The organism is Corynebacterium gottingense (assembly GCF_003693265.1).
GTDB lineage: Bacteria > Actinomycetota > Actinomycetes > Mycobacteriales > Mycobacteriaceae > Corynebacterium > Corynebacterium gottingense.
Genome location: NZ_RDRE01000010.1, coordinates 1 through 14,443 on the forward strand (window position 1 = coordinate 1; position 14,443 = coordinate 14,443).

14 protein-coding genes are annotated in these 14,443 nt (G+C 65.6%); 8 read left to right on the top strand and 6 right to left on the bottom strand.

Going from position 1 to position 14,443, the window contains the following annotated elements; genetic code table 11:
• The coding region (locus tag EAW56_RS12865; protein ID WP_208636498.1) for a hypothetical protein at nt 1-351 on the bottom strand (351 nt) is incomplete at its 3' end.
• Nucleotides 352-517: 166 nt separating this feature from the next.
• On the opposite strand from EAW56_RS12865, the gene EAW56_RS07440 reads away from it, so the two are divergent.
• On the top strand, nt 518-958 hold the full coding sequence (locus tag EAW56_RS07440) for a DUF6918 family protein (protein WP_095545560.1): 441 nt from the start codon (nt 518-520) through the stop codon (nt 956-958).
• A gap of 77 nt (nt 959-1,035) precedes the next feature.
• Here EAW56_RS07440 and gyrB read toward each other — a convergent pair whose 3' ends face one another.
• The 5 genes from gyrB to dnaA form a co-directional block, all read right to left on the bottom strand.
• Nucleotides 1,036-3,111: a DNA topoisomerase (ATP-hydrolyzing) subunit B gene (gene gyrB / locus EAW56_RS07445; RefSeq protein ID WP_122085933.1), complete on the bottom strand. Its 2,076-nt coding sequence runs from the start codon at nt 3,109-3,111 to the stop codon at nt 1,036-1,038.
• A gap of 169 nt (nt 3,112-3,280) precedes the next feature.
• Nucleotides 3,281-3,904, bottom strand: a complete 624-nt coding sequence (locus tag EAW56_RS13165) for a DciA family protein (protein ID WP_095548039.1) — start codon at nt 3,902-3,904, stop codon at nt 3,281-3,283.
• Nucleotides 3,885-5,069, bottom strand: a complete 1,185-nt coding sequence (gene recF / locus EAW56_RS07455) for a DNA replication/repair protein RecF (RefSeq protein WP_122085935.1) — start codon at nt 5,067-5,069, stop codon at nt 3,885-3,887. The genes EAW56_RS13165 and recF overlap by 20 nt, the downstream gene beginning before the upstream one ends.
• A gap of 67 nt (nt 5,070-5,136) precedes the next feature.
• A complete protein-coding gene (gene dnaN / locus EAW56_RS07460; protein ID WP_095278663.1) occupies nt 5,137-6,336 on the bottom strand; it encodes a DNA polymerase III subunit beta in 1,200 nt (399 codons plus the stop codon).
• Between the two features lie 596 nt (nt 6,337-6,932).
• A complete protein-coding gene (gene dnaA, locus EAW56_RS07465; RefSeq protein ID WP_095535532.1) occupies nt 6,933-8,543 on the bottom strand; it encodes a chromosomal replication initiator protein DnaA in 1,611 nt (536 codons plus the stop codon).
• Nucleotides 8,544-9,515: 972 nt separating this feature from the next.
• Here dnaA and rpmH point away from each other — a divergent pair.
• From rpmH to EAW56_RS07500, 7 genes are all read left to right on the top strand, one after another.
• Nucleotides 9,516-9,653 (top strand): 50S ribosomal protein L34, encoded by a 138-nt coding sequence (gene rpmH, locus EAW56_RS07470; protein WP_095278661.1) that lies wholly within the window; start codon nt 9,516-9,518, stop codon nt 9,651-9,653.
• A gap of 36 nt (nt 9,654-9,689) precedes the next feature.
• Nucleotides 9,690-10,070 carry a ribonuclease P protein component gene (gene rnpA, locus EAW56_RS07475; RefSeq protein WP_122085936.1) on the top strand — a complete coding sequence of 127 codons (381 nt, stop codon included), beginning with the start codon at nt 9,690-9,692 and terminating at the stop codon, nt 10,068-10,070.
• A complete protein-coding gene (gene yidD, locus EAW56_RS07480) occupies nt 10,070-10,420 on the top strand; it encodes a membrane protein insertion efficiency factor YidD (RefSeq protein ID WP_165765442.1) in 351 nt (116 codons plus the stop codon). Before rnpA ends, yidD begins: the two co-directional genes overlap by 1 nt.
• Nucleotides 10,421-10,429: 9 nt before the next feature.
• A complete protein-coding gene (gene yidC, locus EAW56_RS07485; RefSeq protein WP_122085938.1) occupies nt 10,430-11,410 on the top strand; it encodes a membrane protein insertase YidC in 981 nt (326 codons plus the stop codon).
• A 169-nt stretch (nt 11,411-11,579) separates the two neighbouring features.
• Nucleotides 11,580-12,200, top strand: coding sequence for a 16S rRNA (guanine(527)-N(7))-methyltransferase RsmG (rsmG, locus tag EAW56_RS07490; RefSeq protein WP_244213382.1), 621 nt, complete (start codon nt 11,580-11,582; stop codon nt 12,198-12,200).
• A gap of 12 nt (nt 12,201-12,212) precedes the next feature.
• A complete protein-coding gene (locus tag EAW56_RS07495) occupies nt 12,213-13,214 on the top strand; it encodes a ParA family protein (RefSeq protein ID WP_122085942.1) in 1,002 nt (333 codons plus the stop codon).
• 3 nt (nt 13,215-13,217) lie between these two features.
• Nucleotides 13,218-14,426, top strand: a complete 1,209-nt coding sequence (locus EAW56_RS07500) for a ParB/RepB/Spo0J family partition protein (protein WP_122085944.1) — start codon at nt 13,218-13,220, stop codon at nt 14,424-14,426.
• Nucleotides 14,427-14,443: the final 17 nt, after the last annotated feature.

Sequence of the window (14,443 nt, forward strand, 5' to 3'; positions counted from 1 at the left end):
CGGCAGCGACGCGGCAGCGGCAGCCTCTTGCGCGTCGGGCCAGTACCGCGAAGTCCATTTCCGCACTGACCCACTGGCGACGCCAACTTGGTCGCCGATAATTGCAAACGACTGTGTTGAGGTCACACGACGTGCAACCGCATCAGCGACTGTTTCCGGGGCATGCATACCCGGCTGCGGGTTAAGAGGGCGACCGTGGCGCCTTTGCCTGACCCATAACCCGACCGTTGACCGAGAAGGGCGTTGGCCATAGCTTTCTTCCAGCCAATCGCCGATGCGCTTGTACGGCATGCCTTCAAGAAACTTATCAACTGCTTGCTCCCGGATCTCACGGGGAAAATGCGCGGACATCAGAAACCCTCTCCGCCCCCGGGGACACTCCAACTATTTGTCCGCGGTCCCGTCGACTCGCGTCTTCGCCAAGGTGATCTCGTCATCTGGGGCCGGGCGTGCCGTTCCCGGATGCCGCCCGGCCCGTCTTCGGACGGGCTTTCTTTTCGCCGGTAAGATGTCCCGCATGTCTGATTTGCAGAAGCTGCTGGAAGAAACCACCCGTCCCGCCGTGACGAAGGACCTCGCCGAGCTCACGGAAACCACCGTGTCCAACCAGTCCGGCCTGACTGGCATGGCGCTGAAGTCGGCGCTCGCCGCGGGGAAGAAGGCGGACGCCAACGCGGTGTCCAAGGGCATCAATAAGGTGCTGCCGATGCTGGTTGAGCGCGTCGAACCCTACTGGGCTAACTACCAGGGCGAGGGCAGCGCAAACGGGTTCGGCGGCTACCTTGCCGCGCACCAGGACGAGGTCGTGGATGACATCGTCAAGACTGCCGACGCCTCCGTGGACTCCCTGCCGGGCGCGGTGAAGAAGGTCTACACGTCGCTGCGCAGCAAGGCGTCGAAGATCGTCGCGCCCGCGCTGCCGGGTCTCGGCGAGATCATCGAGCGCCACGCGAAGTAACGCGCCAACACCACACCACTACACAGCAAAGCGGCCGGTAACCACGCTGGCTACCGGCCGCTGAAGCCTGAAGTTGCCTATACGTCCAGGAAGCGGACGTCCTTCGCCTTGCGGGTGATGAAGCTGCGGCGGGCGGCGACGTCGTCGCCCATGAGGATGCTGAACAGCTCGTCGGCGCGCTGCGCGTCCTCCAGGTCCACGCGGCGGAGGATGCGCGTCTCCGGGTCGAGCGTGGTTTCCCACAGCTCCTTGGCGTTCATCTCGCCGAGGCCCTTGTAGCGCTGGATGCCGTCGTCCGTATTGATCTTGCGGTTGGCCTCGAGACCCTCGGCGAGCTGGCGGTCGCGGTCGGCGTCGGTAAACGCGTATCCGGGCGCGCCCTTTGCCCACTTCAGCTTGTACAGCGGCGGGTTCGCCAGGAAGACGTGGCCGTTCTGCACGAGGTCCGGCATGAAGCGGAACAGCAGGGTGAGCAGCAGCGTTGCGATGTGCTGGCCGTCCACATCCGCATCCGCCATGAGCACGATCTTGTGGTAGCGCAGCTTATTGATGTCAAACTCGTCGTGGATACCGGTGCCCAGCGCCGTGATGATGGCCTGGACCTCGGCGTTCTTGAGCACGCGGTCCATGCGCGCCTTCTCCACGTTAAGGATCTTGCCGCGCAGCGGCAGGATCGCCTGGTGCATGGAGTCGCGGCCGCCCTTGGCGGAGCCGCCTGCGGAGTCGCCCTCCACGATGAACAGCTCGGATTTCACCGGGTCCTTCGATCGGCAATCCGCCAGTTTGCCGGGCAGGCCGCCCAGGTCGGACGCGGACTTGCGGCGCACCAGGTCGCGGGCCTTGCGGGCCGCCTGGCGGGCGTGCGAGGACGACACGGCCTTATTAATAATCGCCTTCGCCTCGGCCGGGTTGGCGTCGAACCAGTCCGACAGGTTCTCATTCACCGCGCGCTGCACGAAGCCCTTGATCTCGGTGTTGCCCAGCTTCGTCTTGGTCTGGCCCTCAAACTGGGGGTCGCCTACGCGGACAGAGATGACGGCGGAGATACCTTCGCGGCAGTCGTCGCCGGTCAGGTTCGGCTCCTTATCCTTGAGCAGCTTGTGTTCGCGCGCGTAGCGGTTCATCAAGCTAGTCAGCGCGGCGCGGAAGCCCTCTTCGTGGGTGCCGCCCTCGTGGGTATTAATCGTGTTGGCAAAGGTGTGGACGGATTGCTTGTAGGAGTTGTTCCACTGCAGCGCCACCTCGGCCTCGTGGTCGTCGCCCTTCTGGTCAAAGCCGATCACCGTCGGGTGGATCGTGGTCTTGCCCTTGTTCAGGTACTCCACGTAGTCGATCAGGCCGTTCGGGTAGTGGAAGGTGACCTTCTTCTCACGCTTCTTCTTCACGTTCGGGGCGACGGCCTCGCCGGCCTCGCCCTTTTCGGCGTCGGACTCGACCACGGTTTCGTCATCAAACGAGTCCTCTTCCACCAGCGCGGCGGTCTCGCCCTCCTCGGCGATGGCCTCGAGCTCGAGCTCCTCGTCGGAGACGCGCTCGTCCTTGAGCGTGATGGTCAGGCCCTTGTTCAGGAAGGCCATCTCCTGCAGGCGGCGGGAGATTGTGTCGTAATCAAACTCGACCGTCTCGAAGATTTCCGCGTCCGGCCAGAAGCGGATCGCGGTGCCGGTGCCGCGGGCGTTGCCGCCCTCCTCCAGCTCGTCCGGGATGGCGTTGCTAAAGCGCTGGTACCAGTGCTTGCCGTCGCGCTTAATGTCTGCCTCAACGCGGGTGGACAGCGCGTTGACCACGGAAATGCCCACGCCGTGGAGGCCGCCGGAGACCGCGTAGGACTCGGAGTCGAACTTGCCGCCGGCGTGCAGCTGGGTCATGACGACCTCGACGGTCGGGGCGCCGGACGGGTGCATCTCCACTGGGATACCGCGGCCGTTATCAACGACCTCGACACCGCCGTCCTTCAACAGGGTCACATCGACGCGGTCGGCGTAGCCCGCCATTGCCTCGTCGACCGAGTTGTCCACGACCTCCCACACCAGGTGGTGCAGGCCGCGCGTGCCGGTGGAACCGATGTACATGCCGGGGCGCTTGCGGACAGCCTCGAGGCCTTCGAGGATGGTAATTGATGACGCGTCGTAATGAGGTTGTTGCTCAGCCACTGCTTGGACTCTCCTCTATATGCGTGAGTGGGCAATATGTGCCTAAAGCCTGTTTAACCCGCTCTATCTTACACGTAGTGGGGACCATTTACGGCACCAGGTGAAGCAGCGACAGGGCGTTTCTCGCGCGGATTTTGGGGTGGGCGGTGGCGTCGCTAAGCAAAAGCCCCTACCCGTACGTATCGCGCGGGCCGCGGCCCTTGACGTGCAGCGGGCCGTAGCGCCAGCTCTTGGTTTTGGGGCCGAAGATGTGCAGCTTGGTGATGACGTCGGGGCCGAGCTTCTCCGAGATCGCGCGCAGAATCGTGGACTGCATGTACTTGAGGTTGGAGGCCCAGGCCGTTGAGTCGCAAGTAATGTGGACCTCCCCATTTTTGATCATCTCCACCTTTGTGTGCTGCGCAATCTTCGCGCCGACCAGGCCCTCCCAATTGCCCATCACCCAGCCGTACGCAATATTTTCGGTCCAATCGCGCTGCCGCACCTCTTTGCCGAGCAGAGCGCTAAACGACGCCACCTCATACCCTCGCGGCAACGCCCGCCCATCCTTGCCCGTGGGCCTGCCGCGGCGCACCCACGGCCTGCGGGCCTGCTCCTCAAAGTGGAGTCCGGGCACGGCCACCTCCTCGCCCTCCCCGGGCGCGCCCGTCGTCCCCGCCGTGAGCGCGCGCTTGCCCACGCTGCGGCGCGGCGTCACGTTCGCGCCCTGTTTCCGAAGGTTGGGCAGGCGGCGACCGCTGCGGCGCACCGTCTCGCGCAGCTGGTTGAAGGTGTCACTGACCAGATCGCTCAATGTGCGACTCCCCCTCCTCCATCGTCACCGCGTAGCGCGCGGAAACCGCGTCGTCCAAGTTGCCGGGCAGATCGTCACCCACCGCCGCCGTAATGAGCACCTGCTCCGCGTCCTCCGCGACCCGCACGAGCCGCTGCCGACGCTTCGCGTCCAACTCCGCGAATACGTCGTCCAAGATGAGGACGGGGTCCGCGCCGTCCGCCGCGAGCAGCCGGTACTCCGCCAGGTGCAGCGCGAGCGCGTACGACCAGGTCTCGCCGTGCGAGGCGTACCCCTTCGCCGGCTGCTCGCCCAGGCTGAGGACCAGGTCGTCGCGGTGCGGGCCCACCAGCGTGGTCCCGCGGTCGAGCTCCTCGCTGCGGCGGCGGCCCAGCTCGCTGAGCATCGCGGCCTCCAAGATTGCGGGGTCCTCCGAGGGGCCATCGTTGAGCGACCGGACCGCCGCGTCCAGGGTGGAGCTGTACCTGATGTGCGCCGGCCGCGACTCCGGAGCCACCGAGTGGTAGGACTCCGTAACGTGCGGCGCGAGCTCGCCCACCAGGCGCATCCGCCCCGCCGTGAGCTGCGCGCCTAACGACGCCAACTGCCCATCCCACACGTCAAGCGTGCTCAGCGCGCTCGCGCCCTGCGGGTCCTCGTAGCCGCGGCGCAGCACCATGTTGGACCGCTTGAGCAGGGCGTTGCGCTGGCGCAGCACCTTGTCATAGTCCGCCTTCACCCCGCCGAGGCGGCGGACCCGGAGCGCGGCCAGCGCATCAAGGAAGCGCCGGCGCTCGGCGGGCTCGCCGTTAACCAAGCGCAGGTCCTCCGGGGAAAACATCACCGTGCGCAGGACGCCGGCCAGCTCGCGCGGCGACTTGAGCCTGGTGCGGTTGATCTGCGCCTGGTTGGCACCCGAGGCCTTGAGCAGCAGGTGCGTGGTGAGCGCCCGGCCCTCGTTGACCGTGGTGGCGGAGATACGCGCGCTGCTCGCACCGCCGCGGACTAGCGGGCCGTCCGTGCTCACGCGGTGGCTGGACAGGACAGACGTGTAGTAGACGGCCTCGACGATGTTGGTCTTGCCATGCCCGTTGCGTCCGGCGAACACGGTGACCCCGGGCTCCAGCTCCAGGTGGAGCGAGGGCCACGAGCGGAAATCGCGCAGGTCAAGTTCGCTAACGTACAACGTTTCTTCTCTGAGTCAGCATGGTCGGCTTAGGGGGCGCGTTGGGGGCCGGACGAGTAGGCGTCGATTAGCCCGGCAGGCGCACTGGCATCAGCAGGTAGGTGAAGTGGGTCTCCGGGGTGGGGAACGTGCCGTCCTCGTTGGCCTCGGGCAGGTCCTCCGGCTCCGGGATCATGATGGCGGGGCGCGAGGCCTCGGTGAAGCCGAAAACGACGCGGTCGGTGCCGATGACGGACAGGCCGTCGCGCAGGTACCCGGCGTTGAAGGCGATGAGCAGCTCGTCCGCGCCGGTGAACGCGGCCGGCAGGGATTCGCTCGCCTCGCCCGAGTCGACACCGGAGGCGAACAGACTCACCTCGCCCTCGCGGAAGTGCAGGCGGATCTGCGCGTTGCGGTCGGCCACGAGGGAGACGCGGCGGATGGACTCGAGCAGCGGGGCGACCTCGACCGTGGCCATGGAGGTGTGCGCCTTGGGCAGCAGCGGCTCCACGTTGGGGAAGTCCGCGTCGAGCATGCGGGTGGTGGTTTCGCGGTTGCCCACGTGCATGCCGAACAGGCCCTCGGCGCCGACGTTGTCCTGCGCACCGACCGCGATCTCCACCGGGTCCTCCAGCTGGGTGTCCAGCGTGCGGGCATTGTCCAGGAGGGTCTTGGCCGGGACCAGGAGCTTCGCCTCCACGTCCGGGCTCTGCGGCTCCCACTCCAGACTGCGGATGGCAAGGCGGAAGCGGTCCGTTGCGGTCAGGCGCATCTTTGCGCCGCGGATCTCCACGTGGATACCGGTGAGCATGGGCAGCGTGTCGTCGCGGCCGGCGGCGGAGGCGACCTGGGAGACCGCGCGGGTCAGCGACGCCGGGGCGATCGTGCCGGTGGTCTCCGGCAGGCTGGGCACCTGCGGGTAATCATCCAGTGGCATCAGCGGAAGCTCGAAGCGGGCCTTGCCGCCCACCAGCTTCATGGTGTTGTTGTCCGTGGTGACCTCAACCGGTTGGTGGGGCATGTTGGCCACGATGTCCGAGAGCAGCTTGCCGGCCACCGCGACCCTGCCCGGCTGGTCAACCTCGGCGCCGAGTCGGACGCGGGTGGACACCTCGTAGTCAAAACCCGCGAGCTCCAGGCCCTCATCGTCCGCGGTGATCACAATTGCGCGCAGGATCGGCTGCGTGCTCTTGGTGGGCAAGGCGCGAGCCACCCACGCCACGGCGTCAGAGAGGTCATCTTTGTGGACGCGGAATGACAGGGTGTTCTCACCGATGCTCTCGACCATAACGGCGTAAGGCTCCCTTGCTTGTAGTCGTGATGTTGAAACCGTTGCGCGGCTACCCGCGGTAACCAGGATCTGTAATTACGTTCTCACTCTAGGCGGGGCGCCGGGGCTTCGCCATATCGCCCCGGGGCGAAAGGAGGTTTTGTAATTCCAAGAATCGGGGTATCCGAGCGGTCGTCGAGCGGGTCATGCACAACCTCTCTTTCTGTAGAAGGAATTACAAGTAAAAGAGTTGGTAACTGCAGTAGGTGCTGTGCAATCTGTGGAATCCATGGGTTTTTGCGTGGTGGTGGCGCGAAACAGGGCTGTGATTCGGGGTGTGGAGTTTCTGTGGATATCTCCGCGCGGTTGTGGATAACTTTTCGGGCCCGATTTTGTTCCACAGCAGGTCGGACGTTGTCCACTGGGCTTTCACAAGATTTGCACGGTTATCCACAGAGCGGATCTGGGGGCCTGATTCGCGCGCCGTGTGAGCAAGATCGCCAAATCACAACGGCGTAATTACACAGGTGTGGAGAAGTCTGTGGAGAGTGGTAAGAGAGTGACTTCTGGGGTGTTTGTGATCTTGTGGGGCGGAAAAGCGCCGGCCCCACGGCCTAGCCCATGCGCGCCTTGTTCTTGATCATCTGCGTGAGCTCCTGGATCTCGTCGTAGGTGCCACGCTTCTCCGTCATTTCCTTGCGGATCTTCCGGTCCGCGTACATGACGGTGGTGTGGTCCTTGCCGCCAAACTCGTCGCCGATCTTGGGCAGCGAGAGCTCGGTGAGCTCGCGGCAGAGGTACATGGCGATCTGGCGCGCGTGCGCCACCTGCCGGGCCTTTCCGGCACCGGTGAGCTGCTCCAACGAGAGTTTGAAGTACTCCGCGGCCGCCTGCTTGATGGCGTCCGCGGTGATGTTCACGTCGGCCTCGTCCGGCAGGATGTCGCGCAGCGCGTGGTGCGCGGCCTGCAGGTCAACCGGCTTGTTGGACAGCGACGAGTACGCGGACACGCGGATGAGCGCGCCCTCCAGCTCGCGGATGGAGGACTGAAACTGCGACGCGATCAGCTCGAGGACGGAGTGCTCGACCTCGGTGCCGTCGGCAGCCGCCTTCTTCATCAGGATGGCGATGCGGGTCTCCAGGTCCGGCGGCTGGACGTCGGTAATCAGCCCTCCCTCGAAGCGGGTGCGCAGACGGTCCTCCAGGGTGGTGAGCTGCTTCGGCGGGCGGTCCGAGGACAGGATGATCTGCTTATTCGCCTGGTGCAGCGCGTTGAAGGTGTGGAAGAACTCTTCCTGCGTACCTTCTTTACCCTGCAGGAACTGGATGTCATCCACCATGAGGATGTCCAGGTTGCGGTAGCGGCGCTTGAACGATTCCTGCCGGTCATCGCGCACGGAGTTGATGTAGTCGTTGGTGAACTCCTCCGAGGACACGTACTTGATCCGCAGCCCCGGCTGCAGCACCTGCGCGTAATTCCCCGCCGCGTGCAGCAGGTGCGTCTTGCCCAGGCCGGATCCGCCCCAGATGAACAGGGGGTTGTAGGCGCGGGCCGGTGCCTCAGCGACCGCGAGCGCCGCGCCCGCCGCGAAGCGGTTGGACGAGCCGGTGACGAAGTTTTCAAACGTGTACTTCGGGTTCAGGTTCGCCGCCCGGTCCGGGTCGTGCGCCGGCTCCTCGCGCGGGATGCGCCGCGGCACGGTCGGGTGGCCCTGCCGCTGTTTTTGCTGCTGCGCGTGCATCTGTGCGAGCTCGTCGAGCCCCATCGGGATCTGCTCGCCGGGTCCCGCATCCTGCGCAAATTCTTCGGGCACGGAGGGTGCGTATTCGCGCTGCGGGGGCATGCTTGTCGACGCCACCGGCCCCGGCACTTCCGGCTCAGTAGGTTGTGAGGGCTGCGGCGCGGCGGGCGGCTCAGCGGCAGGAGGCGGCGTGCTCTCCGCCGCCGGTGCGACGGACACCGCGAGGATGCACGGCCCGCCGAGCTGGGCGGCGAGCAGGTTGGTGATGTGCGGTGCCAGCGAATCCTCAATCACCGTCTTCGCCGCGTGGTGGGGGACGGAGAGGACCGCGTAGCCGTTGACCAGCATGACCGGGGTGACCAGCTGCAGGTAGGAGCGCTCTTTGAAATTGAGCTGCGGGACCGAAGAATCGGGTCGCTCTGAGAGCTGCAGCAGCTGGGTGACGGTGTCACGCCAGAGCGATTCGATCTGTTGCTCGGCCACGGTTACTCCTGTTCTTTCCTCGACATGGGGCTATGGGGTTCTTGGGGTCTGTATTGGTACTGCTGGATTGGTCCTGCGGGGCGCAGGAGGAATGCGCGGCGCGGCTTATGCAACTCTGCAACTCTGCAACATTGTGAAATTACAAAACCCACCGCGGAATCCACCGAATCCGGCGGTGCCTCCACAGGCTGGCGGGGGCCGGGATGTGCCCTCACCTGTTGTTCCACAACTTTATCCACAGGTGTGGATAGCGCCACCGTCGGGTTCTATCCACAGGTGTGTGCGCAAACTGTGGATAACATTTCTTAACCCTAAAGTTGTGGTTGAGCTGGGGTGATGGCGGGTCCCCCGGAGAAGCCTCAACTCATACTTCACAGTTATCCACAGGCTTGTGCACTGAATGCTTGTGAAATTGTGGTGATAAGACATTGTTACCCGCTGTCACCTCAGCGTGTCTAACGGTGTCGCGCCGGAGAACCTGTGGAATTCGAAAACGGATCGAACACGTGTCAGCGACCCGCTCCCCTCCCCGCCCGTTGAGCCCCACGTTGCCGGGCCGATTGGGCCGACTACCTGCGAAAAAACACAGTCATGTAATTTCGGGTGCCCCCGTTCGTCCCCGCGAATCCTGTCGGAGTGTCGATTTGTCGCCCGGAGGAAAAATCACGTACCCTAGTGGAGTCTGTCGCGCTAGTCGCACTGGCCGTTGCCCCGCGCAACGCCTTGCACTCGCGCGCTTGAGAGCACTACCCGCGCCGAGAACCGGGCCCCCGCAAGGGCGAGTCAGCGCAGGTAGCGCATGCGGCCTTCACCCAGTACGCGGTGAAGCGCGATCTCAACAACATTTTTCTACCGGAGGCGGCCACTGCCCCGGGAGGACGGGAGCACTGCTCACGGATGCTCTGCACAGAACATCCGTGTCGCGTAGTGCCCCCGACCGCTGGTCGCCGTGACGCATACAAGGAGTCCACCGTGTCCAAGCGGACTTACCAGCCCAACAACCGTCGTCGCTCGCGCAAGCACGGCTTCCGCGCCCGCATGCGCACCCGCGCCGGCCGCGCCATCGTTTCCGCGCGCCGCAAGAAGGGCCGCGCAAAGCTGACCGCGTAGTCGCGCCGTAGCTGCACCAATTCAGGGTTTACCACCGTGCTGCCGCGCCCGCTGAAGCTTGCGTCATCCAGCGACTTTCGTCGCACGATGCGCAAGGGGACACGGGGCGGCTCCCGCACACTGGTGGTGCACCTGAGAGTCCGAACCGACACCGCCGTGCGCGGCGGACCTCGGTTCGGGCTCGTGGTGTCTAAACAGGTGGGGAACGCGGTGACCAGGCACGCGGTGTCCCGCAAACTCCGGGCCGTCGCGCGCACGCAGGCGGAGGCGCTGCCGCGCGAATTCGACGTGGTTATCCGAGCGCTTCCTGTGTCGGCCACGGCGTCGAGCGCCGAGATGGCCGGAGACCTCGAGCGCGCGGTCCGTAAGGCGCGCGCCAAAATCGCCAAACCACCACAAGAGCGGACAACCCGCTGATGGCGTACTACAACTTCGCCGGCGGCCGGATCCCCAGCCCTCCCGGGCCGGCGGCGGCCGCGCTGGTGAAGCTGGTGCGCCTCTACCAAAAGTACGTGTCACCCCTTAAGCTGGGTGGGACCTGCCGATTTTTGCCCGTTTGCAGTGCGTACGCACTCGAGGCGGTCGCGCGACACGGTGCCGTGAAAGGCACCGCGCTCGCGGCCGCCCGCGTGTGTAAGTGCGGGCCGTGGCACCCAGGTGGCTACGACCCTGTGCCGGGGAGTATTCCGGCGGGGGCGGGGGCGTCGACAAGCGCCCAAAGCTCCAGCGTGCAGGCAACGGACATACGACAAACCGATGAGGAGTAACTGCCAAAAGTGCTGAACTTCATTTATTGGCCGATTTCATGGGTGCTGTGGGCGTACCACAAACTCTTCGGCGCAATTCTCTCGCCAGATTCAGGCATGGCCTGGGCGCTGTCCATCATCATGCTGACGGTGTCCATCCGTGCGCTGCTGATCAAGCCGATGGTCAACCAGATGCGCTCCATGCGCCGCATGCAGGAGATGCAGCCGCGGATGCAGGAAATCCGCGCGAAGTACAAGAACGACCAGCAGAAGATGGCCGAGGAGACCCAGAAGCTGTACAAGGAGATGGGCACCAACCCGCTCGCCTCCTGCCTGGTCCCGCTCGTGCAGATGCCGGTGTTCATCGGCCTGTTCCACGTGCTGCGCTCGTTCAACCGCACCGGCAACGGCCCGGGTGCGCTCGGCCTGTCGGTTGAAGAGAACCGCAACATTGCCAACTACGCCTTCTCGCCCGAGGACGTCCGCTCCTTCCTGGACGCCAACATCTTCGGCGTCCCGCTGTCGGCGTACATGTCCATGCCAGAAGACGCGTTCGCCGCGTTCACCGGTGTGGAGGACCTCACCCGGACCAAGATCATCGCGGTCTGCCTGCCGATGGTCATCCTGTCCGCGCTGTTCACCCACCTGAACGCGCGCATGTCCATCCAGCGCCAGCAGGCCCGCCGCGCGGCCGGCAAGGTGAACAAACCTCAGGGCGAGAACGCGCAGATGATGGACCAGCAGATGCAGATGATGAACAAGATGATGCTCTGGTTCCTGCCGGCCATGATCCTGTTCACCGGTTTTGTCTGGCACGTCGGCCTCCTGTTCTACTCGCTGTCTAACAACATCTGGACCTTCTTCCAAACCCGTGTCGTGTACGCGAAGATGGACAAGGAAGAAGAAGAGGAAGAGGCCGCCAAGCGCGAGGCCAAGCGCGCCTCCGCCCCGGCCGTCGGCGCCCGCAAGGTGGACAAGCGCACCAAGAAGCAGCGCAAGCAGGGCAAGTAAGGGTTGCTCGCTCAAACCCGTCGCCAGTTGGCGGCGGGTTTTTTCGTGCCCGATTCCAGGCGGCGAATGGGGTTGGCGGTGGTGGGCGCGCACAATTGCCCCAATGTTGGGCGCGTTTACTAGAGTCGGAGTGCAAACAATTCCCCTTTGTGTAAAGGAGCGCACAGCCGTGTCGGAACAGACCCCCGCTATCGCGCGCACCGTCTTCGGCGACCGCCTGGGGCTCGCGGAGCAGTACCGCGAGTCGCTGGCCACCGTGGCCGCGCAGCGCGGCTTCATCGGGCCGAAGGAGGTGGACCGGCTCTGGGGCCGCCACATCCTCAACTGCGCCGTCGCCGCCGAGGCGTTCGCGGAGGGCGCCCGCATCGCGGACATCGGCTCGGGCGCGGGCCTGCCGGGCATCCCGCTGGCCATCGCGCGGCCGGACCTGGACGTGACGCTCATCGAGCCGCTGCTGAAGCGCTCCACCTACCTCGGCGAGGTGACCGAGCAGCTGGGGCTGGACAACGTCACGGTGATCCGGGGCCGCGCCGAGGAGCAGCAGCGCGGCCAGTTCGACGCCGTCACCTCGCGGGCGGTGGCGCCGCTGGGCAAGCTCGCCGGATGGTCCTTGCCGTTGGCCAAGCACGGGGGCGTCATGGTGGCGATGAAGGGGGCGTCGGTAAGCGAAGAGCTCGAGCGAGACGCCGCGGAGATCCGGAAGGCGGGCGGCGGAGAAGCCACCATCTTCCAGGTCGGCGAGGGCCTGCTGGAGCAGCCGACCACCCTGATTACAATCGTGCGAAAGTAAGGGGGAGCGAATATGGACGAGCAGAATTTCGACGACACCCCGATCATGGCCGCGGCGCACCGGGCCACCCAGATGACGTCTGGGCGCGCGAAGCTGCCTAAGCCGGAGCAGCCGCGCGTGCTCACCATTGCCAACCAGAAGGGCGGCGTGGGCAAGACGACGACGGCGGTGAACATGGCGGCGTCGCTGAGCAAACAGGGCCTGAAGGTGCTGGTGATCGACCTGGACCCGCAGGGTAACGCGTCAACGGCGCTCGGCGCCGAGCACACCTCCGGGACCGTGTCCAGCTACGAGGTGCTCATCGGCGAGGCCGAGGCCGACGACGCCGTGCAGGCGCACGCGGAGAATCCCAACATCTTCTGCATCCCCGCCACCATCGACCTGGCGGGAGCCGAGATCGAGCTGGTCTCCATGGTGCGACGCGAGTACCGGCTTCACGACGCTATCCGGCGCGGGTTCCTCGACGAGCACGGCTTTGACTACGTGTTCATCGACTGCCCGCCGTCCCTCGGCCTGCTCACCATCAACGCAATGACCGCGGTGGACGAGGTGCTTATCCCCATCCAGTGCGAGTACTACGCGCTCGAGGGCGTGGGCCAGCTGCTGGGCAACATCGGCATGATCCGCGAGCACCTGAACCACAACCTGCACATCTCCGCGATCCTGCTCACCATGTACGACGCGCGCACGCGCCTGGCCGCCGACGTGGCCGCCGAGGTGCGCGACCAGTTCGGCCAGGTGGTGCTGAACAACGTCATCCCGCGCTCGGTCAAGGTGTCCGAGGCCCCCGGTTACGGGCAGACCGTGATTGATTATGATCCCGGCTCTCGCGGGGCGCTCGCGTACTTCGACGCGGCGCGGGAGCTGGCCAACCGCGGCGACTACCAGCCGCACGAGACGACCGGGCCGATCGGCGTGAGCCCCGAAGTGTTCGCGGAGCTGGATAGCGACGGGGACGCGGGGGAAGATGCTGAGGGATCAGCAGGTACTGAAGGCACTGAGGGCGAGGAGTAACACATGGCACAGCAACGCAAAGGCGGACTCGGGCGAGGCCTGGCCGCACTGATCCCGTCCGCGCCGTCGACGACGGATACGACCGGGAAGACGGGCGCGATTGGCAATGGAGCCTCCGACATCATCTTCGGCGATGGCAAGGCCGCGCAGCGCGCGCAGGCGCCGAAGCCCGGGAAGGAGACCAACAACGGCAGCACCGGAGCGGGCCACAATGCAGGCGCCGACGGCGCTGCGAATTCCGGCAAGGCCGAGAACTCAGGCAAGAAGGGCAAGAAGGACAAGCAGCGCAAGAAGGTCAAGGGCGCCCCCACCGTGGGCGGCTCGCCGCGAGGGCCGATCGCCGGCGCCCCGACCGTCTCCGCCGCGAAGGACAACGTCATGCAGCCGGTGCCCGTGGGCGCCCGCTACCAGGAAGTACCGCTGGGGCAGATCATCCCCAACCCGAAGCAGCCCCGCCAGGTCTTCGACGAGGACGAGCTGGCCGAGCTGGTGCACTCCATCCGCGAGTTCGGCCTGCTGCAGCCGATCGTCGTCCGCGACACCCAGGACGGCTTCGAGCTGATCATGGGCGAGCGCCGCTGGCGCGCCGCCTCCAAGGCCGGCCTCAAGCACATCCCGGCGATCGTGCGCGAGACCTCCGACGAGGACATGCTCCGCGACGCACTCCTGGAGAACATCCACCGCGTCCAGCTCAACCCGCTGGAAGAGGCCGCCGCCTACGAGCAGCTGCTCAAGGAGTTCGGCGTTACCCAGGAGCAGCTGGCGGACAAGCTGGGCCGCTCCCGCCCGGTGATCACCAACGCCATCCGCCTGCTGCGCCTCCCGGTGGACGTGCAGCGCCGCGTCGCCGCGAACGTCCTCTCCGCCGGCCACGCCCGCGCCCTCCTGGGCGTGAAGCTGGACAGCGACGAGCAGACCTCCACCGCGCAGAACGAGCTGGCCAACCGCATCGTCGCCGAGGGCCTGAGCGTGCGCGCCACCGAGGAGGCCGTCACGCTGCTGAACAACAACGGCGCCCTGCCCGAGAAGAAGAAACGCGAGCCCCAGCCGCAGCCGGAGTTCCTCACCAACGCCGCGAACTCCCTCGCAGACGCCTGGGACACCAAGGTCTCCGTGACCATGGGTAAGCGCAAGGGCAAGATCGTCGTCGAGTTCGGCGACAAGGACGATTTTGACCGCATCATGGGCCTGATCCAGGGCGAGCAGGACTGACCGGACCGGCGGAACGT

Coding starts and splice junctions, on each gene's coding strand:
- EAW56_RS07440 (WP_095545560.1), top strand. CDS start 518: ATGTCTGATTTGCAGAAGCTGCTGGAAGAAACCACCCGTCCCGCCGTG.
- dnaN (WP_095278663.1), bottom strand. CDS start 6,336: ATGGTCGAGAGCATCGGTGAGAACACCCTGTCATTCCGCGTCCACAAA.
- yidD (WP_165765442.1), top strand. CDS start 10,070: ATGGCGTACTACAACTTCGCCGGCGGCCGGATCCCCAGCCCTCCCGGG.
- EAW56_RS07495 (WP_122085942.1), top strand. CDS start 12,213: ATGGACGAGCAGAATTTCGACGACACCCCGATCATGGCCGCGGCGCAC.
- EAW56_RS07500 (WP_122085944.1), top strand. CDS start 13,218: ATGGCACAGCAACGCAAAGGCGGACTCGGGCGAGGCCTGGCCGCACTG.